The organism is Actinocorallia sp. B10E7, assembly GCF_039871655.1.
Lineage (GTDB): Bacteria > Actinomycetota > Actinomycetes > Streptosporangiales > Streptosporangiaceae > Actinocorallia.
Map to the genome: position 1 here is coordinate 24,801 of NZ_JBDPLZ010000004.1, position 22,674 is coordinate 47,474.

Below are 22,674 nucleotides of genomic sequence, written 5' to 3' on the forward strand. Positions count from 1 at the left end.
TCCCTTACGGGCCTGAGACTCGCGCCCCCTGCCCCGGGGGTCGGGCCGTAGAAGCCACACGTTCGTTCGAGAGGTATTTGTGTCGCCTGCCAGTTCTACCTCGAAGCCGTCCGAGCTGCACGACCTCGTGATCGAGCAGCTCCTCGAACGTGCCAGGACGCAGGGCTACATCGAGGCCGATGATGTACGCCGAACCTTCGAGGAGGCCGACATTCCGGTGTCGAAAGCCCCCGCCATCCTGCGGAGCCTCAGCAAGGAGGGTGTGACCGTCATGGTGACAGCTGCTGATTCCGCGGCGCCCAAACGCCCGCGGAAGACCGCCGCCGCCCCGCGCCGATCCAAGACCAAGACCGCGGCCGCCGCCAAGGAGAAGCCGGAGACGGTGACCACGGTGGTGGAGGAGGGCCAGGAAGAGGCCTCCGCCGCACCCGCGCGCGCCGCCCGCAAGCCGCGGGCCACCGCGGCGGCCAAGCCCGCCGCCGCGGCGAAGAAAGCCGCTCCTGCCAAGCCCGCCGCCAAGAAGGCGGCCCCCGCCAAGAAGGGCGCGGTGGACGACGAGGCCGGAGAACTCGAGGAGATCGAGGAGATCGACCTCGAGGACCTGGAGGTCGAGGACGACCCCGTCGTCGTGGTCGTCGAGGACGAGACCGAGGAAGAGGAAGAGCCCCAGGCCGAGGTGCCCAAGCCCCGCGCCGCCGGGGGGGCCTCCGAGGAGGAGGGCTTCGTCCTCACCGACACCGACGACGACGAGGACGCCCCCGTCCAGCAGATCGTCGCGGCCGGCGCCACCGCCGACCCGGTCAAGGACTACCTCAAGCAGATCGGCAAGGTCCCGCTGCTCAACGCCGAGCAGGAGGTCGAGCTCGCCAAGCGCATCGAGGCCGGTCTGTTCGCCGAGGAGCGGCTGGCCAACGAGGCAGGCAGGCTCTCGGAGGAGGACCTGGAAGACCTCGAGTGGATCGCCGAGGACGGCCGCCGCGCCAAGAACCACCTGCTGGAGGCCAACCTCCGGCTCGTGGTCTCGCTGGCCAAGCGCTACACCGGCCGCGGCATGCTCTTCCTGGACCTGATCCAGGAGGGCAACCTCGGTCTGATCCGCGCGGTCGAGAAGTTCGACTACACCAAGGGCTACAAGTTCTCCACGTACGCCACCTGGTGGATCCGGCAGGCGATCACCCGGGCCATGGCCGACCAGGCGCGGACCATCCGCATCCCGGTCCACATGGTGGAAGTGATCAACAAGCTGGCCCGCGTGCAGCGGCAGATGCTCCAGGATCTGGGCCGCGAGCCCACTCCGGAGGAGCTGGCCAAGGAACTCGACATGACCCCCGAGAAGGTGGTCGAGGTCCAGAAGTACGGCCGGGAGCCGATCTCGCTGCACACCCCGCTGGGCGAGGACGGCGACAGCGAGTTCGGCGACCTGATCGAGGACTCCGAGGCGATCGTCCCGGCCGACGCGGTCAGCTTCACGCTGCTGCAGGAGCAGCTGCACTCGGTGCTCGACACGCTCTCGGAGCGTGAGGCGGGCGTGGTGTCGATGCGGTTCGGCCTGACCGACGGCCAGCCCAAGACGCTGGACGAGATCGGCAAGGTCTACGGGGTGACCCGTGAGCGGATCCGGCAGATCGAGTCCAAGACCATGTCGAAGCTGCGCCACCCGTCGCGCTCCCAGGTGCTGCGCGACTATCTGGACTAGAACACGATGTGAGCACGACGGGCCGTCTCTTGCGACGGTCCGTCGTGTTTTGACTGCTTTTGCCCCCGAAATGTCGCCACTTAACATGGTATTTACCTAGAGGTAGCTACCGCTGCGTCGTCCTTCCCTACTCTCCAGAACATGGGAGTGATGGAGGTTGACCGGGTGCTGACGACGGGTGGCCACCGCCCCCGCGCGGCACGCGTGATCAGCGGGCGTCCCTGGCGGGACCCGGCACTGGACCGGGCCTGCGACGCCGTCCGCGAACGCTACCTGAGAGTCGCGATCCCAGTCCTCTGGGAGACCCGAACCGATTTCGAGCTGCGCTCGCTCCGCGTCGAGTACCTGGCCAAGGCCGCAGTCGGCCTGAGCAAGGGCATCGAGGCGCTGCTGGCCACCGATCCCCACAACCCCGACCTGCACCTCTGGCTGGGCCGCACCTTGATCGAGGAGGCCTGGCGGATCCGTCCCGCCGCCCGCTCCCGGTCGCAGCAGGCCGGGGGCTACCAGGCCTTCACCAAGGCGCTGCACAACGCGAGGGAGCCGCTGAAGACGGCTTCGGAGCTGTTCAAGGACGATCCGGTGCCCTGGGAGTCCATGCAGTGGCTGGCGCTGGGCCTGGACACCGACGCCGCGGACAAGGAAACGCTCTGGAGACGGGCGTCCGAACGCTGGCCCACCCTCTACGGGGCGCACGTCGCCCGGGTCATCAGCCTCTCGCCCCAGTGGGGCGGGCTCGCCGAGGAGATGTTCGACTTCGCCCGGGTGGCGATGAGCATGTCGAGCCGGGAGGACCCCAGGGCCGCACTGGTGCCGCTCGCCTACTTCGAGTATTTCGTCCAGGAACGTTCCGGGCTGATCAAGGGCTCGTCCTCGTGGTTCAGCGTGGAGGAGATCCGGGACGTCGAGGCCGCGGCCAGAGGCTGGCACGAAGGCCACCGCCCGCATCCCCGGACGCTGGAGGCGCACAACCTCTTCGGCGCGGCCTTCCACCTGGCCGACGCCCGCCGCCCGGCCCGCAACCACCTACTGCGCACCCAGGGCCGGCCCTCCTCGCTGCCGTGGACCTACCTGGGCGGCAACGAGACCGATCAGTACGTCAAGGCGTGTAAGCACCTCAACATCATCGATCACTGACCGAGCATCACTCGTCGCTGATAATTACTTCAATCGTTCCAATTCGGTTCGACTCCACCGTGTGGCCGAGTTCCCCCAGCGCCTTGGCCAGCTCCTCCTGGGTGCGCGCCTCGATTCCGTGCGCCAGCAGGTCGCGGGCGATGGATCCGCGGGTGGCCTTGGCCATGTGGCTCACCACCGAGCGCTTGACGGCGCCGTCGACGACCCGCTCCCTCAGCACCCGTACGCCCACGGAGGGCCGTTTCCACGCGGCCGCGTACGGTGCGGAGCGCATGTCGACGACCAGCCCGGAGGGCTCGAGCGCCTCCGTCAGGGCGGGACGCCACACGCTCGCCAGCGCCCCCGAAGGCGGCAGTCTCACTCCCATCGCCAGCCGGTAGGGCGGCACGTGATCGTCCGCGCCCAGCACCCCCCACAGCCCTGAGAAGATCACCACTTTGGCGCGCGCGGCGTCGTCGAGCTCGTTCAGGCGAAGGTGGTCGTACAGGACGCCCGTGTAGAGCTCGCGGGCCGGCAGGACGGGGGCCTCGCGCAGTTCCCGGTTGCGGGCCAGGGCGTCCTTCTGTCCTTCGGAGAGGCCCAGGACCTCCAGAGCCGTCTTCTCCGGGCCCCGGCAGAGGTCGATGAGGGCTTGGAGCACGTGCTCCCGTACGGGCGTCAGAACGGGACGGGAGAGGGATCCCAGGTCGAGGCGGGGGCCGTCGGCGGCGGAGGCCTTGCCCTCGGAGGGGGGAAGCAGGATGAGCACCCGGTGATTATGCCGGGCTCCGGTCCTGGTGAGAGGTGAAGTCGACGGCTTGGGAACAGGCGATGGAGGGCCGCCCCTCAGGGGCGACCCTCCATCGTCACTCTTCGTTACGAGGTCGGAGCGGTCAAGCGTGGTCCTCGCCGCGGAGCCGGTTCTCGGTTAGCTTGTCGGTTTCGTCGTAGATCTCAGCCCCCGAAGCGCGGAGCGATTCCGCGTACTTGCGGCCGTGGTGAGCGCAGAACAGCAGGTCGGCGCCACCGGAGAGAGTCGCGCGAACATACGCCTGGGCCCCACAACGGTCGCAGCGGTCCTGCGCGGTGAGCGGCTTGGTCGGGGCAAGGGTTCCAGTCACGGCACCTTCCTCTGTACTCGGGGGTCGGTACTTAGGAGAACATCTAACCCGACCTGGGCGTTCCCAAAACCTCTTCCGCTACGCCGACAGCAGAACGCCCCGGGACGTGACCCAGGTCACACCCATTGATGATCACTCCATGCCCAGTGCTTTGCGCTGGGCTGAAGCGGCGAGACTCAGGGCCTCGCGGGCGTATCCGAGGATATGGCTCACGGACAGGAAGCCGTGGAAGGCGCCGTCGAAACGGTGGACTTCGGCGCCGACCCCGTACTCGGCGAGCCGTATGGCGTAGGCCTCGCCCTCGTCACGGAGCGGGTCGTGCTCGGCGGTGATCACGCAGGCCGGGGGAAGCCCGGACAGGTCGGGGGCGCGCAGCGGGGAGACGTACGGGTGACCTCCGTCGCCCGCCGGGCCCAGGTACTGCTCCCAGAACCAGGCCATCGCCTTGGCGGTGAGGAACCCGTCCTCGGCGTGGACGGAGTAGGAGGCGGTGTTCTGGGCGGAGTCCAGCACGGGGTAGATCAACAGTTGGTGGGAGATGGCAGGGCCCTTCTCGTCCCGGCTGCGCAGGCACGTCACCGCGGCCAGGTTGCCGCCCGCGCTGTCCCCGGCGACGCCGATCCTGGCGGGGTCGCCGCCGAGCGACGCGGCGTTCTCGTGGGCCCACAGCAGCGCGGAGTAGGCGTCGTCGGCCGCGGCCGGGCAGGGATGCTCGGGGGCGAGCCTGTAGTCGACGGAGAGCACGATCACGCCGGCGCCCGCGCACAGGTCGCGGGCCATGGCGTCGTGGCCGTCGAGGTCGCCGAGCACGAAGCCGCCTCCGTGGAAGAAGACGACGATCGGCAGGCCGTGCTCGTCCTCGCCGGGCCAGTACAGGCGGACCGGGATCGGCCCGGCGGCACCGGGGACCGTCCGGTCCTCGACCCGGGCGACCGGGGTCCGGGGGACCTCGGCCTTCGGCAGGGCCGCGAGGCGGGCCCGTGCCTCGGCGGCGTCGAACACCGTTTCACCGAACCTGGGGAAACCGGCGCTCATCACGTCGACGATCTTCTGGGAGAGCGGATCGAGGGCCACGGGCTCGTCCTTCCGGGGGGTGAGCGGTCTAGACCATCATCACAGAGTCCGGGAAGGCGGGCCTCAGGGGAGGAAGGCGCAGAACTCCCTTGGGCCCCGAGAGGCTCGGAAGGCCATGGAGAAGGGGGTTCCTGGAACGTCCCGCAGTTCGTGGTGTCCGTCTTCGGACGGCCTTGGCTCAGAGGCCTCCGAGGAGAACGGGGTCGAGGGCGTCGATGCACAGGTCCTTGAAACGTGCGATGGCCATAGGGTGCAACGTAGGACGAAAGCGCCGGAGCCCGCCGGGTATGCCATGAGCCCCGTATCGGATGCGCCTTGAGCCCCGTTCAGACGCTCCTGTGTCCGTCCGACGGGGTACAGTCTTGCGACGAACACTGCAAAGCATGTTCGAATGTGTTGAGGAGCACCGTTGACCACCGCTGTCGAGGAAAACGTGGACGCGACCGGGTACTCCGCCCGGCACCTGTCGGTGCTGGAGGGGCTCGAGGCCGTGCGAAAGCGGCCCGGCATGTACATCGGCTCCACCGACAGCAGAGGCCTGATCCACTGTCTGTGGGAGATCGTCGACAACTGCGTGGACGAGGCGCTCGCCGGGTACTGCACGAAGATCGCGGTGGTGCTGCACGCCGACGGCTCCTGCTCGGTGGCCGACAACGGGCGCGGCATCCCGGTGGACCTGGAGCCCAAGACCAAGCTGCCCGGCGTCGAACTGGTGATGACGCGGCTGCACGCGGGCGGCAAGTTCGGCGGGGTCTCCTACACCGCCTCGGGCGGTCTGCACGGCGTGGGCGCGTCGGTGGTCAATGCGCTGTCGGCCAGGCTGGACGTCGAGGTGGACAGATCGGGGAACACCCACCACATCTCCTTCCGGCGCGGCCTCCCCGGCGTCTTCTCCGGCGAGGGCCCCACCGCCTCGTTCCGCAAGAAGTCGGGCGTGCGCGAGGGCGCCGAGATCCCCCGCACCCGCACCGGCACCAGGGTGCGGTTCTGGCCGGACTTCCAGATCTTCCTCAAGGACGCCACGATCTCCACCGACCTGGTGCTCGACCGGATGCGCCAGACGGCGTTCCTGGTCCCGGGGCTGGAGATCTCCGTCACCGACGAGCGCCCCGAGCAGCCGCTGCACGAGCGGTTCCGGTTCGACGGCGGCATCAGCGAGTTCACCACCTTCCTGGCCACCGACCCGCCGATCTGCGACGTCCTGCGCATCCAGGGCCGGGGCCACTTCACCGAGACCGTGCCGGTCCTGGACGACCTGGGCCACCTGGTGCCCACCGACATCGAACGCGACCTGGAGGTGGACGTCGCCCTGCGCTGGGGAACGGGCTACGAGACCACGGTCCGCAGCTTCGTCAACGTCATCGCCACCCCCAAGCACGGCACCCACGTACAGGGCTTCGACAAGGCGCTGCTGCGCGTGATCAACGAGCAGCTGCGGGCGGTCAAGCTGCTGCGCAACAGCGACGACAACGTCGTCAAGGACGACATCCTCGAGGGCCTGACGGCCGTGGTGACGGTCCGGTTGCCCGAGCCGCAGTTCGAGGGGCAGACCAAGGAGATCCTGGGCACCTCCGACGCCAACCGCATCGTCAACCAGGTCGTCGGAAAGCAGCTCAAGGAGATCTTCGACAACCCGGGCCGGGCGCAGAAACAGCAGCTGCGCACCGTCCTGGAGAAGATCGTCGCGGCGGCCAAGGCCCGCATCGCGGCCCGCACCCAGCGCGACACCCAGCGGCGCAAGACCGCGCTGGAGTCCTCGGCGCTGCCGGCCAAGCTGGTGGACTGCCGCACCACCGACGACCGCAGCGAGCTGTTCATCGTCGAGGGGGACTCGGCGCTGGGCACCGCCAAGCTGGCCCGCAACTCCGAGTTCCAGGCGCTGCTGCCGATCCGCGGCAAGATCCTCAACGTGCAGAAGTCGTCGGTCGCCGACATGCTGAAGAACGCCGAGTGCGCGGCGATCATCCAGGTGGTCGGGGCCGGCTCGGGCCGCACGTTCGACGTGGAGACCGCCCGCTACGGCAAGATCATCCTGATGGCCGACGCGGACGTCGACGGCGCGCACATCCGCTGTCTGCTGCTGACCCTGCTGCACCGCTACATGCGGCCGATGATCGAGGCGGGCCGGGTCTACGCCGCGGTCCCGCCCCTGCACCGCATCCAGCTGATCAACCCCAAGCGGGGCCAGGAGAAGTACATCTACTGCTACTCCGACGCCGAGATGCGCCGCAAGCTGGTGGAACTGGAGCGCAAGGGCGTGCGCTGGAAGGAACCCCCGCAGCGCTACAAGGGCCTGGGCGAGATGGACGCCGACCAGCTGGCCGAGACGACCATGGACCCGCGCCACCGCACCCTGCGCCGCATCCGCATCGAGGACGCCGCCGAGGCCGACCGCATGTTCGACCTGCTCATGGGCAGCGAGGTGCCGCCGCGCCGCCAGTTCATCATCGCCGGCGCCTCGGAGATCGACGAGAGCCGCATCGACACCTGAGCCGCGTCAGTCCTCGAGCGGGTCGGGCCGCCACTTGATGCCGCAGCCCAGGCTGGGGTTGTGCGGTTCGGGCACGGGCCTGTCCGCCAGGACGAGGTCGAGGGCGGCGCGCAGGCTCGCGCCGTCCGCCGGGACGTCGTTGGACGGCCGGGCGCCGTCGAACTCGCCCCGGTAGGCGAGCTTCCGGTCGGCTCCGTACAGGAAGAAGTCGGGTGTGCAGGCCGCACGGTAGGCGCGGGCCACGTCCTGGGACTCGTCGTACAGGTACGGGAAGGCGAAACCGGCCCGCTCGGCCTGCTGTGCCAGGTTGGACGGGGAATCGTCCGGATAGTTCTGCACGTCGTTGGAGCCGATCCCGATCGTCGCCAGTCCTTTGGCGGCGTACTCGGCGGTCAGAGCCCCGAGGGCGTTCTCGACACGCCGGACGTAAGGGCAATGGTTGGAGAGGAAGACCACGAGCAGCGCCGGCGCGTCGGCGAAGTCGCCCGGAGAAACCGGTGTTCCGTCGGTCGCGGGCAGCGTGAAGTCCGGGGCGGGAGTCCCCAGCGGGACGAGGAACGAGGAAATGGCCATGCCCCCATGGTGTCATCGGGTCCCGTCCCCGCTCGAGATCGTTTGCTCTAACGCTTGGTAGCCTGCAGATCCACCCCTCGAAAGGAGACCCCATGCCGAGCCAGGAGCAGATGAAAGTGGCCCTCCAGGCCTACGTCGACGGTTTCGCCAAGGGCGACGCCGAGTCCGTCATCGCCCTCTTCGCCGAGAACGCCGTCGTCGAGGACCCGGTCGGCACCCCAGAGAAGCGCGGCGAGGAGATCGCCGAGTTCTACCGCAACGCCGTGGGCGCCGGCGCCAAGCTCATCCTCGAGGGCCCCATCCGCGGCTCCCACGGCTCGTCGGCCGCCATGGCCTTCACCGTCGAGATGCCCGGCATGAAGATCTTCGTGATCGACGCCTTCACCTTCGACGACGAGGGCAAGGTGACCAGCATGCGCGCCTACTGGGGCCCCGACGACCTCATCCAGGGCTGACCGGGCAGACCGGGTCGGCCCGCCGTCTCTCGGCTCACCGGCGGGAACGCCGAAAACCGCCTTCGGAGTCGATGACCTGCCTGGCGACCCAGCGGACCTCGTCGGAGACCGGCCAGGCGACGAGACGGTCCGGGTCGTCAGGCTCGCCGCACCTGAGGGAACGCAGCCATGATTTCGTCCAGAATGCTCTGGTCGCGGTCGGAGGTCTCGGAGTTCAGGTAACCGGTGTTCACGGAGCCGGGATTGACGGCGTTCACCAGGATGCCGCAGTCGATGGTCTTGTCGGAGACGGTGGCGAGCACTTCCGCCAGAGCCCGAGTAGGCGACCTTTCCGCGCTCGGGCTGAGACGCTGCCCGGAGGTCATCAGATGACCTGGCCTCCGGGCCGCCTGTCATGATGCGCGAAAGCCCGGGTGGGCGGCGACGTCGCACGTGTGTTGACGCGTCAGCACTCATCCGGACTTTCGGCGTCAGTTCCAGGGGCGAGCCGTCCCCGCCGCTGCGCATGGCTGCAGACCGGGATGTCGAGGTGCCAGAACCCGCTCGACCGCGGCCCCGACGGTCGCCTGACAGGCCAGAGCTTCGTCGAGGCCGGTGCCCATGTCTGCGATGGCCGTCCCCGAAGGAACGTCGTCCTTCGGTTCCGCCAGCAGCGTGGGGAGCTCAGCGGCCCCCCACGGCTGCAATGCGTCATGCGGTTGGAAGCGGATGAGGAACAGGTTGGATCCCATCATGGCCGGCCGCCGCGTGATGGCGAATCCGGTGCCCTGCCTTCTGCTGACCCCGGTGACCAGCGAGATCCGGCCGCATAGCATCCGCTCTGTACTATCTACCGATAGCTGAGGGGTGCTTCGGCTTCAATTTGATTCCTTTTCTGCCTGTTCCGGGTTATTCGCACTTTTCATTGCGGTTTTCTGGCATGCCCTGGAAGAAGCAGACGCTTTTGCCTGAGATGCCGATTGCGTAGGAATATGGCGTGAGGACTGCCTTTATCTTACGCTTGCATCCGTAGCCGGAGTAGATGGCGACGTATCCGTCGGTGGCGTTCTTGATGAGGTTTCGGTTGTATCCGTGGCAGTCGCCGTTGTTCGGTTCTCCGTATATCCTCTTGCCGATGCGGAGGTATCCGTCTGAGGCGAAAGCGGCTCCTGGATGGGTGATGACAAGTATTCCGGCAGCGGCGAGGGCGCCGAGCGCCCGGGCGGTGAATCGCATTGAGTCTTCCCCCGTTGTGTATTCGGGTGCCCTTGTCGACAACCGACTGTCAAGCAGATTAGTCAGTCGGATTCGCCTCGTCACTCCCGATTCTTTTAGGACAAAAGAAAGATCGGGTCAAGTGATTGAAAGGAGGATTCCGAGTTCTGGTGAAAGGCTTGGGAAGTCTCCGATTTCCAGCAAGTCGGATATGGATGATGGTTCTCGGGTGGGGATTTCACTCGGATCCGGGTCGGAGCAGAGGGAACAGCCGTGCCATGACGGCCACCGGCCTGGCGGCTTCGGGCCGGGTGGACGGGGTGGTCTCGCGGTACCGGAATTGCGCGATGACGGCGCGGATCACCTCGGCGACGCCCGCAATCTCCTCGGGTGTCAGGTAGACGACCTGGCTGAACGCCTCGTCATGCCGCCATTCCTCGGGTGCCTCGTCGCGCTGTTCGAGCCACTGGCGGTAGCTCTCGTCCTCCAGGCCGCGGGTGACGAGGGTGATCTCGCTGTCGGAGGGAGCGGACGGGCCGACGGGTGCCGCGGTCGCGGTCTCGGTGGGAGCCTCGGCGAGGCGCCAGGGCTTGGCACGTCCGCCGGAGGTGGGCACCTCCTCGACGAGCCCGGCTTCGGCGAGCCGGCGCAGGTGGAACGAGTAGAGGCCGGTGTTGCCGCCCAGTTCGCGGGCGGCGTCGGTGGCCGTCACTGCGCCCTCGCGGCCGATCAGCTCCAGCAGGGCTGCGCGGACGGGGTGCGCGCTCATCGGATGACGTGCTTCATTCACTTTGCAAAGTGTACGCTTTGCAAAGATCCGTGAGGAGGAATCTCCATGACCGTCATGCCGGTCCGCCTGTTCGGAGACCCGGTGCTCACCACACCCGCCGCCGAGGTCGTGGACTTCGACGCCCAGCTCCACAAGCTCGTCAAGGACCTGGACGACACCCTCACCGAGCAGCGGGGCTCCGGTCTGGCCGCGCCCCAGCTCGGTGTCGGCCTGCGTGTGTTCGCGTTCCACGATGACGACGCCTCGGGCCATCTCGTGAACCCCGTCCTTCACTTCCCGGACGAAGAGGAGCAGGACGGCCCCGAAGGCTGCCTGTCCATGCCCGGCCTGTACTTCGACACCAAACGCCGCCAGAACGTCGTGGCCAAGGGCTACGACATGCACGGTCGCCCCTTGCAGGTCGTCGGCAGAGGACACCTGGCCCGCTGCCTCCAGCACGAGACCGACCACCTGGACGGCGTCCTCTTCCTCGACCGCATGGACACCGCCCGCCGTAAGGCGGCCCTGCGCGCGATCCGCGAGGCCCCCTGGTTCTCCACCCCGCCCCGCGTCAAACTCGACCCCCATGGCGGGGGATCCCCCTACGGCTGGAGGTAGGGCACCGTCCCGCCACGAACGCGGCCGTGGTTCCACCTCGTGTCCGTTGGGGTTCGTCGCCGCTTAGGCCGGGAAAAGAGAGCACCATGCGAGCCGCTGCGAACCCGAGTGACGACCCGGTGGAGCGGCCGGTACCCCTCCGCGAAGACATGAAGGGCACCGGCTCTGAAGAGACCGCGGCGGGTCAGCCCGTCTCGTCGATGCGGGGGCCGATGGAGCCGCCCAGGGCGCCGATGGGGGAGGGCAGGGGGGTGCCGGAGCCGTCGCGGCGGCCCAGGTCCTCCGGGAGGTCGACGGGCTCGCCGGCGATGTCGGTGGCGCTGGCGGGGGCGGGCCCGGCCCAGGCGGCGATCAGGACGTCCTCGCCCTTCAGGAAGCGGTGGGAGCGGACGCCGCCGGTGGCGCGGCCCTTCGGCGGGTAGTCGGCGTAGTCGCTGACCTTGACGTTGCCCGCCTGGGTGCCGGGCAGGGCGGTGGCGGAGCCCGAAACGGTGATCACCACGGAGGGGCGGGACGGGTCGACCGCGCCGAACCAGATGACCTTGGCGTCCTGGCCGAGCTTGATGCCCGCCATGCCGCCCGCGGGACGGCCCTGGGGACGGACGTTGGACGCCGGGTAGCGCAGCAGCTGGGTGTCGTCGGTGATGAAGACGAGGTCCTGTTCCTCGGACTCCAACTGGACCGCGCCCACGACCCTGTCGCCCTCCTTGAGGGTGATGACCTCGTACTCCTCGCGGTTGGCCGGGTAGTCGTTGGCGACCCGCTTGACGACGCCCTGCTCGGTGCCGAGCGCCAGGCCGGGCCCCTCCTCGGACAGGTTCGCCAGGCCCACGGCCTGCTCGTCCTCGGCGAGGGTGACGTACTCCTCCAGCGGGGCGCCGCCCGCCAGCGAGGGGGGAGCGTCCGAGGGATGCAGCAGCGGGAGGTCGACCACCTCGACCTTGAGGAGCCGTCCCGCGGAGGTGACGACGCCGAACTCCGACCGCACGGAAGTGGCGATCACCGAATGGAGCACGTCGTGCGGGGCTCGGGGACCGTCGTCCGGCAGGGGAGAGGCGTCGGTGGTGCGGGCCACCAGGCCGGTGGTGGACAGCAGCACCAGGCAGGGGTCGTCCTCGACCTCCAGCGGGATCACCGGCTTGGGCGCGCCGTCGGCCTCCAGCAGCACGGTGCGGCGAGGCGTGGCGAACTTCTTGCTGACCTCGCCGAGCTCCTTGGACACCAGGGAGCGCAGCTTCTTCTCCGACTCCAGGATCTCGGTGAGGGCGGCGATCTCCTTGCGGAGGGTCTCCTGCTCCTTCTCCAGCTCCAGCCGGTCGTAGCGGGTGAGCCGGCGCAGCGGGGTGTCCAGGATGTACTGGGCCTGGATCTCCGACAGCTCGAAGACCTGGATCAGTCGGGACTTGGCCTGCGCGGAGTCGTCGGAGCTGCGGATGACCTGGATGATCTCGTCGATGTTGAGCAGGGCCACCATGAGGCCCTCGACCAGGTGCAGGCGCTCCTCGCGGCGGCGGCGCCGGTACAGCGAGCGACGGCGCACGACCTCGATGCGGTGGTCGACGTAGACCTGCAGCAGCTCGCGCAGGCCGAGGGTCTTGGGCTGGCCGTCGACCAGGGCGACGTTGTTGATGCCGAAGGTCTCCTCCATCGGCGTGAGCCGGTAGAGCTCCTCCAGCACCGCCTCGGGGTGGAAGCCGTTCTTGATCTCGATGACCAGGCGCAGGCCGACGGTGCGGTCGGTGAGGTCCTTCAGGTCGGCGATGCCCAGGATCTTCTTCGCCTGGACCAGGTCCTTGATCTTGGCGACGACCCGCTCGGGGCCCACGTTGTAGGGCAGCTCGGTGATGACCAGGCCCTTGCGGCGCGGGGTGACGTTCTCGATGTGCACGGTGGCGCGGGTCTTGAACGTGCCGCGGCCGGACGCGTAGGCGTCGCGGACGCCGTTCAGGCCGACGATCTTGCCGCCGGTGGGCAGGTCGGGACCGGGGACGAACCTCATCAGGTCGTCCAGGGAGGCGTCGGGGTGGCTCAGCAGGTGCCGGGCGGCCGCGATGACCTCGCCGAGGTTGTGCGGGGCCATGTTGGTGGCCATGCCGACCGCGATGCCCGCCGCGCCGTTGACCAGCAGGTTGGGGAAGGCCGCCGGCAGGACCTCGGGCTCGAGCTCCTGGCCGTCGTAGTTGGGCCTGAAGTCGACGGTCTCCTCGTCCAGGCCGGTGACCATGAGGAGCGCCTCGGGCGACATGCGGGCCTCGGTGTACCGCATGGCGGCGGGCGCGTCGTCGCCGCCGAGGGAACCGAAGTTGCCGTGGCCGTCGACCATGCGCATCCGCATCGCCCACGGCTGGGCCATCCGGACCATGGTGTCGTAGATCGCGGTGTCGCCGTGCGGGTGCAGCTTGCCCATCACCTCGCCGACGACCCGGGCGCACTTGACGTGCCCGCGGTCGGGCCGCAGCCCCATCGTGCTCATCGAGTAGAGGATGCGGCGCTGCACCGGCTTGAGGCCGTCGCGCGCGTCCGGAAGCGCCCGGGAGTAGATCACCGAGTACGCGTACTCGAGGAAGCTGCCCCGCATCTCCTCGGCGACATCGATGTCGATGATGTTCTCTTCGAAGTCTTCCGGGGGTGGAGTCTGACCAGTCCGACGTGCCATGCTCGCCATTCTCGCGGGTCCTGACGACAGTTTCGTACCAGGAGGGGGAGACATGAGCCTCTCGGACTTCCAGAACGAGATCTACCTGGGGGGTTTGGGGGATGTAAGACCGGAATTTCCCACAGACCTCTCCACCCTGGAGGCGGTGGCCGAGGAGCGGCTGGACCCCCAGGCGTTCGGCTACGTCGCCGGAGCGGCCGGGAGCGGCGCCACCGCGCGCGCCAACCGGGAGGCCTTCGACCGGTGGAGGCTGGTGCCGCGGATGCTGCGCGACGTCTCACGGCCCGACCTCTCGGTGAACGTCCTCGGCACGAGGATGCCGGCCCCGGTGATGCTCGCCCCCGTCGGCGTCCTGTCGATCCTGCACCCGGAAGGGGAGGTCGCGGTCGCACGCGCCGCGGCGGCCCTGGACGTCCCCATGATTCTCAGTACGGCCGCGTCGCGCACCATGGAAGAGGTCGCCGAAGCGGCCGGGCCGCGCTGGTACCAGTTGTACTGGCCCAAGGACAGGGGCCTGGCGGAGAGCTTCCTGCGGCGTGCCGAGGCCGCCGGGTACAGCACACTCGTCGTCACCCTGGACACCTTCAAACTGGCGTGGCGTCCACGCGACCTCGACACCGCCTACCTTCCGTTCCTGCGCGGGATCGGCGTGCAGAACTACTTCAGCGACCCCGTCTTCCTCTCCGCGCTGGGAGGGGAGATCACGGAGGAGAACCGCATCGACGCGATCCTGCACTGGGTCGCCAACTTCGGGGACCCGTCCCTGACCTGGGACGACCTGGCGTGGCTGCGCGGCCGCTGGGCCGGGCCGATCGTCGTGAAGGGAGTCCAGCATCCCGACGACGCCCGCCGCGCCGCGCACGCCGGCATGGACGGGATCGTCGTCTCCAACCACGGCGGACGCCAGGTGGACGGGGCCGTCGCGGCGCTCGACCAGCTCCCCAAGATCGTCGACACGGTCGGGGACAGGTTGAGCGTGCTGTTCGACAGCGGGGTCCGCACCGGCTCAGACGCCGCCAAGGCCCTGGCGCTGGGGGCCGAGGCCGTGCTGGTGGGGCGGCAGTACGCCTACGGGCTGGGGCTCGGCGGGGAGGCGGGCGTGCGTCACGTCCTGCGCTGCCTGCTGGCCGAACTGGAGCTGACGCTGACGCTCTGCGGCGTGAGCCGGGTCGGGGAGCTCGGCCGCGACCTGCTGGCGTGACATTTGTCATCGCACTCAGGTGAAAGTCTCAGCACAGGTTCCTGACGCCCGGCACTGACCGTCCCGCCCCCGCTCGCGGCACTCTTGGCCAAGGTGAGGAGCAATGCCGAGGAGGTCGGGATGATCGAGGTGTCGGGGCCGGTCGCGTTCACCGTCCGGGCGGGCGAGGTGGTCGCGGTGTGCGGCAGGGACACGACCGCCCTGCTGGAGGCCGTCAGCGGGGACCGGCTCCCCGCGCGCTGGCGGATCACGGTCGGCGGTCTGGACCCCTACCGGCAGCGGGCGCGGGTGAGCGTCGGGGCGCTGTGGGCCGACGGCGGGCTCTACGGGGAGCTCACCCTCGACGAGATCATCGGCGCCTGGCGGAGGTGGTCGTCACGGCCGCTGGACCGGGACACCGTCACCGCCCTGGCCGCGCTGGAGGGCCGGGAGTCCGTCCCTTACTCCCGGCTGACGTCGGGGGAGCGGCGCAGGTTCGACCTGACGCTCGTGCTGATCTCCCAGCCGGACGTGCTGGTGATCGACGAGCCGGCCACCGGGCTCGATCCCGAGGAGGCGCGGCAGGTGTGGAGGCTCGTCAAGTCCCTCGGCATCCCCGTCCTCATCGCGGCCCGATGCCCCGCCGAGGCGCTGAAGGCGGATCGGACGGTGCTGCTGGACTCGCCGGTCGACCTGCTCGCGGCTTGAGCGTGCGGATCGTCCAGCGCGCGCCAGCACATGTTCAGCCGTGGATAGGGCGCCGTCAGGCGCACGTCTTCCTGTGGATCGTTCAGTGGGCGTCAGCGCACGTTCAGCCGCGGATAGGGCGCCGTCAGGCGCGCGTCTTCTGCGGGACAACGGCCCCCGGCCGCCGGGGCAGCGCATACGCTGTGGACCCCCGGACGAGGAGGTGGTCGATGCAGCCCAGGCTTCCCGGCGAGATGACGATCGTCACGTTCGTGGTGCTCCTGTCGACCGTCGCCACATGCGGACTCTTCTCGCAGGGGGTCATCGAGGCCGCCGGAGGCGAGCCGTGGCGGTTCGTCGTGGGGACGATGGCGGCGCTGCTCGTCGCGAGCCTGCAGGGGCGGCTGATGTGGCAGTCCGCGCGGAGGGAGATCACGCCGGGCAGCCGTGTCGTGCTCGGGGTGATCGCGCTGGTGTGCTTCCCCCTGCCGCTGCTGCTCGGAGTCGCCTGGCTCTCGGCGATGGTCGCGGTGTCCGGGATGATCGCGGTGACCCTGCCGGAGCGCTGGTCGGTGCCTCTGGTGGGAGGCGCGGCCCTGCTGGCGTCGGCGGTCGCGATGCTGGCGGGGGCGAACGGGCCGCAGGCGGTGCTGCTGGCGCTGAGCTTCCCCGTCGCCGGGCTTTCGGCGTACACGACGGTCTGGCTGAGCCTGGCCGTGAAGGAGCTGCGTGACGCCCGGGCGGAGCTGGCGCGCCGTGCGGTGGGGGAGGAGCGGATGCGTTTCGCCCGGGACCTGCACGACGTGCTCGGCCACAGCCTTCAAGCCGTGGCCCTGCGGGCGGAGCTGGCGGAGCGGCTACTCACCCGCGATCCGGAACGGGTGGCCAAGGAGCTGGCGGAGATCCAGCGGATGGCGCGAGGAGCCGTCCAGGAGGTGCGCGACGTGGTGCGGGGGTATCGCGTCACGTCGCTGCGCACGGAGCTGGACGGGGCGACGGCCGTGCTGCGCGCGGCGGGGATCTCCTGCGAGACGCCGCCGCTGCCCGACCGGCTGCCCCGGCACGTGCACGAGACGCTGGGCTGGGTCGCGCGCGAGGCCGTCACGAACGTGCTGCGCCACAGCGGGGCCACCCGGTGCAGCATGACCCTGCGCACCGACGGAGCGGACGCCCGGCTGGAGATCGTGAACGACGGGGCCCGCCGCTCCGAGGGGGCCGGCAGCGGGCTGGCCGGGCTGCGGGAGCGGCTCGCCGCGGTGGGCGGGCGGCTGCAGTCCGGGCTGATCGCGGACGGTACGTTCCAGGTGCTGGCGACCGTCCCGCTGGCCGAGGCCGTCGCGGGACAGAAGGAGGGGCGTTGACCGCGATCAGGGTGTTGCTCGCCGACGACCACCATCTCGTCCGGGAGGCGCTGGCACTGCTGCTGGGCACCGAGGACGGCATCGAGGTCGTCGCGGACGTCGGGCGCGGCGACGAGGCGGTCGACCGGGCTCTGGCGCACCGCCCGGACGTGGCGATCCTCGACATCGACATGCCGGGGCTGGACGGCCTGTCCGCCGCCGAGCGCCTGTCCGCCGCACTGCCGTCCTGCCGTGTCGTGATCGTCACCGGCCACGGCCGTCCCGGCAACCTCCGCCGCGCCATGGCCGCGGGCGTCCGCGGCTTCCTCGGCAAGGACACCCCCGGCTCCCGCCTCGCCGAGGTCATCAGGCAGGTCCACGACGGGGCCCGCTACATCGACCCCCAGCTCGCCGCCGACGCCCTCGCCGCCGAGGAGTGCCCCCTCACCCCCCGTGAGCTCGACGCCCTGCGCGCCGCCGCCGGAGGCTCCCCCGTCAGCCGCATCGCCCGTGCCCTCGGCCTCTCCGAAGGCACCGTCCGCAACTACCTCTCCTCCGCCGTCACCAAGCTGGGCGTCGACAACCGCCACGCCGCCGTCCAGTCCGCCCGGGACCGCGGCTGGCTGTGATCCCGGCCGCGCGGCCGACCGCGCTCAGGTCCGCGGCCGGAAGGAAGAGCCCTTCGCCAGAGCTCCGGTTCCGGATTGAGTAATCCGCCTCCGAGGCTGAGTACTCCGCCCCTTGGCCGGGGGAGGGCCGATGGCGCAGGCTGCATCGTATGGAACTGGCACACCGCGCTTTCTGGCGTCACACCGCGATCCTCCTCAAAGTCGTACTGGCCGCGCTGCTGGTCTTGGCGCTGGTCTTCCCCGAGTGGGACCGTTTCGCCGACAAGGCCATGGGCGCCCGTGCCGTCGCCTACCCGCTCGCCGCGCTGCTCGTGCCCGCGATCTGGCTGGTCCGGCGCCGGCTCGGCCGGGCCGGTCCGTTCCCCTGGGACGTCGACGCCCTGCTCACCGCACCCTTCGTCATCGACGTCGCGGGTAACGCCCTCGACCTGTACGACTCGGTGAGCTGGTTCGACGACGCCTGCCACTTCGGCAACTGGGCGCTGCTCGGCGGCGCCGCGGGCGCGGCGCTCCTGCGCGGCCCCGCCCTGCCCCGCTGGGTGACCGTCCTGCTGGTGGCGGGCGTCGGCGCCATCGCCGCCATCGCCTGGGAGATCGCCGAATACGGTGCTTTCATCCTCGACACCCCTGAATCCGTCGGCATCTACCGCGACACCCTCGGCGACGAGGCCCTCGGTCTCCTGGGCGCCGTCACCGCAGGCCTCCTCACCGCTTTTCGCCGTCGTCCGCAGGCCGGCATTTCCGCGGTCCAGCCCGAACCTGTCCGCCAGGAGCTGTGATCGTCTCCGGGTCCAGGCGGCTTTGCGGGAGAACTCCTTTCCGGGGGGAAGTCAGGTGGGCACGGCCAGGACGAGGGGGAGGACGGCGGTGGCACCGGCCTCGCGCAGGAGCTTGGCCGCGACGGTGAGGGTCCAGCCGGAGTCGGAGCGGTCGTCGACGAGCAGGACGGGGCCCGGGGGGACGGGGAAGTCGAGGGTGAGGGAGCGCAGGACGGTGCGCAGGCGCTGGGCGCTGTTGTGCTGGGGCGGTGAGGGCGGGCCCTGGGAGACGAGGGCGCCAGGGTAGGGGAGGCGGCCGACCCGGGAGATGTGCTCGGCGAGGCTGGAGACGAGGAGGGGGCGGGTGCGGGAGGCGATCGAGACGACCGCGACGGGGCGTTCGGGCCAGTCCCAGGCGGCGAGCACCTGGACGACCGCGGCGGCGATCTCCTCGGGGACGGGCTGGTCGGGGGAGCCGTCGGCGAGCAGGGCGCGCAGGCGCGAGCCCCAGCCGATGTCGGTGAGACGGCCCAGGGCGCGGCCGGGCTCGGCCTGCAACGCCGGGGGAATACGCCCTGAAAGGCCGAGTTCGTCTTTGAGGCCGGTGGGCCACATGCGGCGCGGCGCGAGCTCGACGCCGGGGCGGGCCATGCGTTCCCTGGCCCGGGTGACGGCCTTGGCGGAGGGCTCGGACGGCCAGTGCTCGCCGGTGCAGTTGTCGCAGCGGCCGCAGGGTTCGGCGGCGGAATCGTCCAGGCAGCGGCGGAGGAAGAGCATCCGGCACTCGGAGGTGCTCTGGTAGTCGAGCATCGCCTGCTGCTCGTGCTCGCGGGCGGCCTGGACCCGGGCGTAGCGGTCGGCGTCGTACTCCCAGGGCTCGCCGGTGGCGACCCAGCCGCCCTTGACCCTGCGGACCACGCCGTCCACGTCGAGGACCTTGAGCATCATCTCCAGGCGGTTGCGGGACAGGTCGACCCGCGGCTCGAGGGCGGCCGTCGACAGGGGGCGTTCACCGAGCTCCGCCAGCACGTTCCGGACGACGGGCTCGGGCGGGAAGGCCAGCGAGGCGAAGTAGGACCAGATGTCCCGGTCCTCCGGGCCGGGCAGCAGGATCACCTCGGCCCGTTCGACACCACGGCCGGCCCTGCCGATCTGCTGGTAGTAGGCGACAGGGGAGGAAGGCGCGCCCAAGTGGACGATGAATCCCAGATCCGGCTTGTCGAAACCCATGCCCAGGGCGCTGGTGGCCACCAGCGCCTTGAGCTTGTTGTCCAGGAGGTCCTGTTCGGCCTGCAGTCGTTCGGCGGGCTCGGTCTGGCCCGAGTAGGCGGCCACCGCGAAACCCCTGTCCCGCAGCATCGCGGCGACCTCGTGGGCGGCGGCGACCGTCAGGGTGTAGACGATCCCCGAGCCCGGCAGCTCCTCCAGCCGCTCGCACAACCAGGCCAGCCGCTCCTCGGCGGTTCTCAGCCGGACCACGGCCAGGCGCAGCGAGTCGCGTTCCAGCGTGCCGCGCAGCACCAAGGTGCCCTCGCCGAGCTGCTCGGCCACGTCGGTGGTGACCCGGGAGTTGGCGGTGGCCGTCGTCGCGAGCACCGGGACGCCCGCGGGCAGTTCCCCGAACAGGGTGCGCAGCCGCCGGTAGTCCGGCCGGAAGTCATGGCCCCAGTCGGAGATGCAGTGCGCCTCGTCGACCACGACCAGGCCCGCCGTCGCGGCGAGCTCGGGCAGCACCTGATCGCGGAACTCCGGGTTGTTCAGCCGTTCGGGGCTGACCAGCAGAACGTCGACGGCGCCCGCCGCGACCTCGGCGTAGACCTGCCGCCAGTCCTCTGGATTGGCCGAGTTGATCGTCCGGGCGGCGATACCCGCGCGGGCCGCGGCGTCGATCTGGTTGCGCATCAGCGCCAGCAGCGGAGAGACGATCACCGTCGGGCCCGCGCCGCGCGCCCGCAGCAGCGCGGTGGCCACGAAGTAGACGGCGGACTTGCCCCAGCCGGTGCGCTGCACGACCAGGGCGCGGCGCCGCTCCTCCACCAGGGCGGCGATCGCCGTCCACTGGTCCTCCCGCAACCGGGCGTGCTCTCCCGCCAGCGCCCGCAGGCACCGTTCGGCTTCCGTCCGCAAGTCCATGCCCCATCACTATCACCGCCGGCCGACGTCCCGGTCCGGTTCGGGGCGGGCTGTGGAGGAGCGGACTCCCGGTAGGGGCTGTGGACGACTCTCGGGTTGTCGGCCTGTGGTGATAGGACGGTCACACCACAGCGGAGCATCGAGAACGACCAGCGAGAGGACGAAGATGTCCCACTACGAGTACGTGGAAGCCTTCGGGGGACTTCCCGTGTTCGACTTCACCCCGGAGACCGAGACGACCGGCCTGCCCGGGCCGTCCGAAGTCGCCTGGCGGGTGCGGCTCGACGACTTCATCGAGGAGTTCGCTCCCTTCCAGGAACTGTTCTCCCGGTTCCTCGAAGCCGTCGACGCCTCGTCCGTGACCGCGCTGATCGTGGGTAACTGGGGCGCCACCTACGAGGTGCCGGCCGTTCGGGTGCTGGAGCTGCTGACCGGTGCGGCGGAGCGGTTCCCGGCTCTGAAGGCGTTGTTCTTCGGCGAGTGGCTGCAGGAGGAGACGGAGATCTCCTGGATCGAGCAGGGGGACGTCACCCCGCTGTTCACCGCCTTCCCCGGCCTGGAGACGGTCGTCATCAGGGGCGGCAGCGGGATGGAGTTGTCACCGATCAGCAACCCCGTGCTGCGCGAGCTGAAGCTGGAGACGGGCGGCCTGCCCGGCGCGGTGGCGCGAGCGCTCGGCGGGTCCGACCTGCCCGCGCTGCGGTCGCTGGAATTGTGGCTCGGAGTGGAGGAGTACGGCGGCGACACCACCGTCGCTGACCTCGGCCCCCTGCTGAGCGGGGAGAGGTTCCCGGAGCTGCGGCACCTCGGGCTCCAGAACGCCGAGAACCAGGACGAGATCGCCGCGGCCGTCGCGGGCGCGCCCGTCGTGGCGCGGCTGGAGTCCCTCAGCCTGTCGATGGGCGTCCTGACCGACGAGGGCGCCGAAGCGCTCCTGTCCGGCCAGCCACTCGGCCACCTGAAGCGGCTCGACCTGCACCACCACTACCTGTCCGCGGAGATGACCGAGCGGATCCGCGCGGCGCTCCCGGGCGTCGAGGTCGACCTCGGCGAACTGCAGACGGACGACTGGCGCTACGTGGCCGTGGGCGAATAGGGCGGGAGAGGACGAGCATGGGCTTCACGGTCGTCGGGACGCCGGGGGACCGCCGGGTCGAGGCGTTCGCCGCCGCCTGCGCCGCTTTCGGCGTGCCCCGGCCCCGGCTCCTGCCCTGGACGGACGTGCTGGGCGGCGTTCCCCTGGAGGTGGACGGGCTGCTGCGGATCGACTCGCCCGGTGAGGATGCCGCGGTCGACGCCCTGATGCGCGGGCCTGGAGATCCGACGCGGGTCGGCGGAGGCGCCCGCTGGTACCGCACGCTGCTCCGAGGCCTGGGCCGGCTCCGGACGTTCCCCTCGATCAATGACGTCGACGACATCGCCGTCATGTTCGACAAGAGGGCCTGCCACGCGCGGTTGCAGGCGGCCGAGGTCCCGGTCCCCGCCGCGCTCGGCCCGGTCGGCGGCTACCGGGAGCTTCGCGAGCGGATGGCCGAGCGGGGTGTCCGCCGGGTCTTCGTGAAGCCCGCGCACGGATCGTCGGCCTCGGGTGTGGTCGCGTTGCAGACGGCGCCCGGCCGCGTCAAGGCGGTGAGCTCGGCGGTCCCCGACGGCGACGGCTGGCGCAACTCCCTGCGCGTCCGCGCCTACACGTCCGAACACGAGGTCGCCCGCCTGATCGACGCCCTCGCACCCGACGGCCTGCACGTCGAGCAGTGGTTCCCCAAGGCGGCCCTGGACGGCCGCCTGCTCGACCTGCGGGTCGTCGTGATCGACGGCGAGCCCGCCCACGCCGTGGTCCGCACCGGCACCGCCCCGATGACCAACCTCCACCTGGGCGGCCGCAGAGGCGACCTGCAAGCCGTCCGGAGCCGGATCGACTGGGACGAGGCGATGTCGGTGTGCGCCCGCGCCGCGGCCTGCTTCCCCCGCAGCCTCATGGTCGGCGTCGATCTTCTGGTCGGCCTGGGCTGGCGCCGCCTGGCCGTCGGCGAGGTCAACGCCTTCGGTGATCTCCTGCCGGGCCTGACGGGTCTGCCCGGCACCAGAGCCGAAGGCCTGGACACCTACTCCGCCCAGCTCCGGTCCGCTCTGGCCGATCCCCGGCCGGACGCGATGGCGGGACGTCGGTGAGACGGGAAGCGG

21 protein-coding genes are annotated in these 22,674 nt (G+C 70.1%); 12 read left to right on the plus strand and 9 right to left on the minus strand.

The features are described from left to right. Window positions 1-79 precede the first annotated feature (79 nt). Window positions 80-1,696, plus strand: a complete 1,617-nt coding sequence (locus ABGB12_RS14010) for an RNA polymerase sigma factor (RefSeq protein ID WP_347677795.1) — start codon at window positions 80-82, stop codon at window positions 1,694-1,696. A gap of 150 nt (window positions 1,697-1,846) precedes the next feature. Continuing rightward, the gene (locus ABGB12_RS14015; RefSeq protein WP_347677797.1) at window positions 1,847-2,833 is read left to right on the plus strand and encodes a hypothetical protein; all 987 of its coding nucleotides are present in this window, start codon (window positions 1,847-1,849) and stop codon (window positions 2,831-2,833) included. Between the two features lie 7 nt (window positions 2,834-2,840). Here ABGB12_RS14015 and ABGB12_RS14020 read toward each other — a convergent pair whose 3' ends face one another. The 3 genes from ABGB12_RS14020 to ABGB12_RS14030 form a co-directional block, all read right to left on the minus strand. Next, the gene (locus tag ABGB12_RS14020) at window positions 2,841-3,581 is read right to left on the minus strand and encodes a peroxide stress protein YaaA (RefSeq protein WP_347677799.1); all 741 of its coding nucleotides are present in this window, start codon (window positions 3,579-3,581) and stop codon (window positions 2,841-2,843) included. Window positions 3,582-3,705: 124 nt separating this feature from the next. Beyond that, a complete protein-coding gene (locus ABGB12_RS14025; RefSeq protein ID WP_347677801.1) occupies window positions 3,706-3,933 on the minus strand; it encodes a hypothetical protein in 228 nt (75 codons plus the stop codon). A gap of 132 nt (window positions 3,934-4,065) precedes the next feature. Next, window positions 4,066-5,007, minus strand: coding sequence for an alpha/beta hydrolase (locus ABGB12_RS14030; protein WP_347677803.1), 942 nt, complete (start codon window positions 5,005-5,007; stop codon window positions 4,066-4,068). 409 nt (window positions 5,008-5,416) lie between these two features. Between ABGB12_RS14030 and ABGB12_RS14035 the strand changes: the two genes are divergently transcribed. After that, a complete protein-coding gene (locus ABGB12_RS14035) occupies window positions 5,417-7,498 on the plus strand; it encodes a DNA topoisomerase IV subunit B (RefSeq protein WP_347677805.1) in 2,082 nt (693 codons plus the stop codon). A 6-nt stretch (window positions 7,499-7,504) separates the two neighbouring features. Here ABGB12_RS14035 and ABGB12_RS14040 read toward each other — a convergent pair whose 3' ends face one another. Further along, window positions 7,505-8,071 carry a thioredoxin family protein gene (locus ABGB12_RS14040; protein WP_347677807.1) on the minus strand — a complete coding sequence of 189 codons (567 nt, stop codon included), beginning with the start codon at window positions 8,069-8,071 and terminating at the stop codon, window positions 7,505-7,507. A gap of 92 nt (window positions 8,072-8,163) precedes the next feature. Between ABGB12_RS14040 and ABGB12_RS14045 the strand changes: the two genes are divergently transcribed. After that, entirely contained in the window at window positions 8,164-8,526 is a 363-nt protein-coding gene (locus tag ABGB12_RS14045) for a nuclear transport factor 2 family protein (protein WP_347677809.1), read from the plus strand. A gap of 137 nt (window positions 8,527-8,663) precedes the next feature. On the opposite strand, the gene ABGB12_RS14050 is transcribed toward ABGB12_RS14045, so the two are convergent. From ABGB12_RS14050 to ABGB12_RS14060, 3 genes are all read right to left on the minus strand, one after another. Then, window positions 8,664-8,891 carry a hypothetical protein gene (locus ABGB12_RS14050; RefSeq protein WP_347677811.1) on the minus strand — a complete coding sequence of 76 codons (228 nt, stop codon included), beginning with the start codon at window positions 8,889-8,891 and terminating at the stop codon, window positions 8,664-8,666. Between the two features lie 523 nt (window positions 8,892-9,414). Continuing rightward, window positions 9,415-9,741, minus strand: a complete 327-nt coding sequence (locus tag ABGB12_RS14055) for a hypothetical protein (RefSeq protein ID WP_347677813.1) — start codon at window positions 9,739-9,741, stop codon at window positions 9,415-9,417. 217 nt (window positions 9,742-9,958) lie between these two features. Next, window positions 9,959-10,510, minus strand: coding sequence for a helix-turn-helix domain-containing protein (locus tag ABGB12_RS14060; RefSeq protein ID WP_347677815.1), 552 nt, complete (start codon window positions 10,508-10,510; stop codon window positions 9,959-9,961). 45 nt (window positions 10,511-10,555) lie between these two features. Here ABGB12_RS14060 and def point away from each other — a divergent pair, with 45 nt between their 5' ends. Continuing rightward, window positions 10,556-11,107: a peptide deformylase gene (gene def, locus ABGB12_RS14065; protein ID WP_347677817.1), complete on the plus strand. Its 552-nt coding sequence runs from the start codon at window positions 10,556-10,558 to the stop codon at window positions 11,105-11,107. Window positions 11,108-11,291: 184 nt separating this feature from the next. Here the strand turns inward: def and ABGB12_RS14070 are convergent, their stop codons facing one another. Next, window positions 11,292-13,763 (minus strand): DNA topoisomerase IV subunit A, encoded by a 2,472-nt coding sequence (locus tag ABGB12_RS14070; protein ID WP_347677819.1) that lies wholly within the window; start codon window positions 13,761-13,763, stop codon window positions 11,292-11,294. Between the two features lie 52 nt (window positions 13,764-13,815). On the opposite strand from ABGB12_RS14070, the gene ABGB12_RS14075 reads away from it, so the two are divergent. The 5 genes from ABGB12_RS14075 to ABGB12_RS14095 all read left to right on the plus strand — a co-directional run bounded on the left by ABGB12_RS14075 (window position 13,816) and on the right by ABGB12_RS14095 (window position 18,378). Beyond that, window positions 13,816-14,964, plus strand: coding sequence for an alpha-hydroxy-acid oxidizing protein (locus ABGB12_RS14075; RefSeq protein WP_347677821.1), 1,149 nt, complete (start codon window positions 13,816-13,818; stop codon window positions 14,962-14,964). Window positions 14,965-15,084: 120 nt separating this feature from the next. Beyond that, on the plus strand, window positions 15,085-15,651 hold the full coding sequence (locus ABGB12_RS14080; protein ID WP_347677823.1) for an ATP-binding cassette domain-containing protein: 567 nt from the start codon (window positions 15,085-15,087) through the stop codon (window positions 15,649-15,651). Window positions 15,652-15,860: 209 nt separating this feature from the next. After that, window positions 15,861-16,991: a sensor histidine kinase gene (locus tag ABGB12_RS14085; RefSeq protein WP_347677825.1), complete on the plus strand. Its 1,131-nt coding sequence runs from the start codon at window positions 15,861-15,863 to the stop codon at window positions 16,989-16,991. Then, a complete protein-coding gene (locus ABGB12_RS14090; RefSeq protein ID WP_347677827.1) occupies window positions 16,988-17,599 on the plus strand; it encodes a response regulator transcription factor in 612 nt (203 codons plus the stop codon). Before ABGB12_RS14085 ends, ABGB12_RS14090 begins: the two co-directional genes overlap by 4 nt. A gap of 149 nt (window positions 17,600-17,748) precedes the next feature. Then, window positions 17,749-18,378: a hypothetical protein gene (locus tag ABGB12_RS14095; RefSeq protein WP_347677829.1), complete on the plus strand. Its 630-nt coding sequence runs from the start codon at window positions 17,749-17,751 to the stop codon at window positions 18,376-18,378. Between the two features lie 51 nt (window positions 18,379-18,429). Here ABGB12_RS14095 and ABGB12_RS14100 read toward each other — a convergent pair whose 3' ends face one another. Next, the gene (locus ABGB12_RS14100) at window positions 18,430-20,490 is read right to left on the minus strand and encodes a RecQ family ATP-dependent DNA helicase (protein WP_347677831.1); all 2,061 of its coding nucleotides are present in this window, start codon (window positions 20,488-20,490) and stop codon (window positions 18,430-18,432) included. Between the two features lie 166 nt (window positions 20,491-20,656). Here ABGB12_RS14100 and ABGB12_RS14105 point away from each other — a divergent pair, with 166 nt between their 5' ends. Then, entirely contained in the window at window positions 20,657-21,586 is a 930-nt protein-coding gene (locus ABGB12_RS14105) for an STM4015 family protein (protein ID WP_347677833.1), read from the plus strand. A gap of 17 nt (window positions 21,587-21,603) precedes the next feature. Beyond that, window positions 21,604-22,662 carry an STM4014 family protein gene (locus ABGB12_RS14110; RefSeq protein WP_347677835.1) on the plus strand — a complete coding sequence of 353 codons (1,059 nt, stop codon included), beginning with the start codon at window positions 21,604-21,606 and terminating at the stop codon, window positions 22,660-22,662. The last annotated feature ends 12 nt before the right edge of the window (window positions 22,663-22,674 follow it).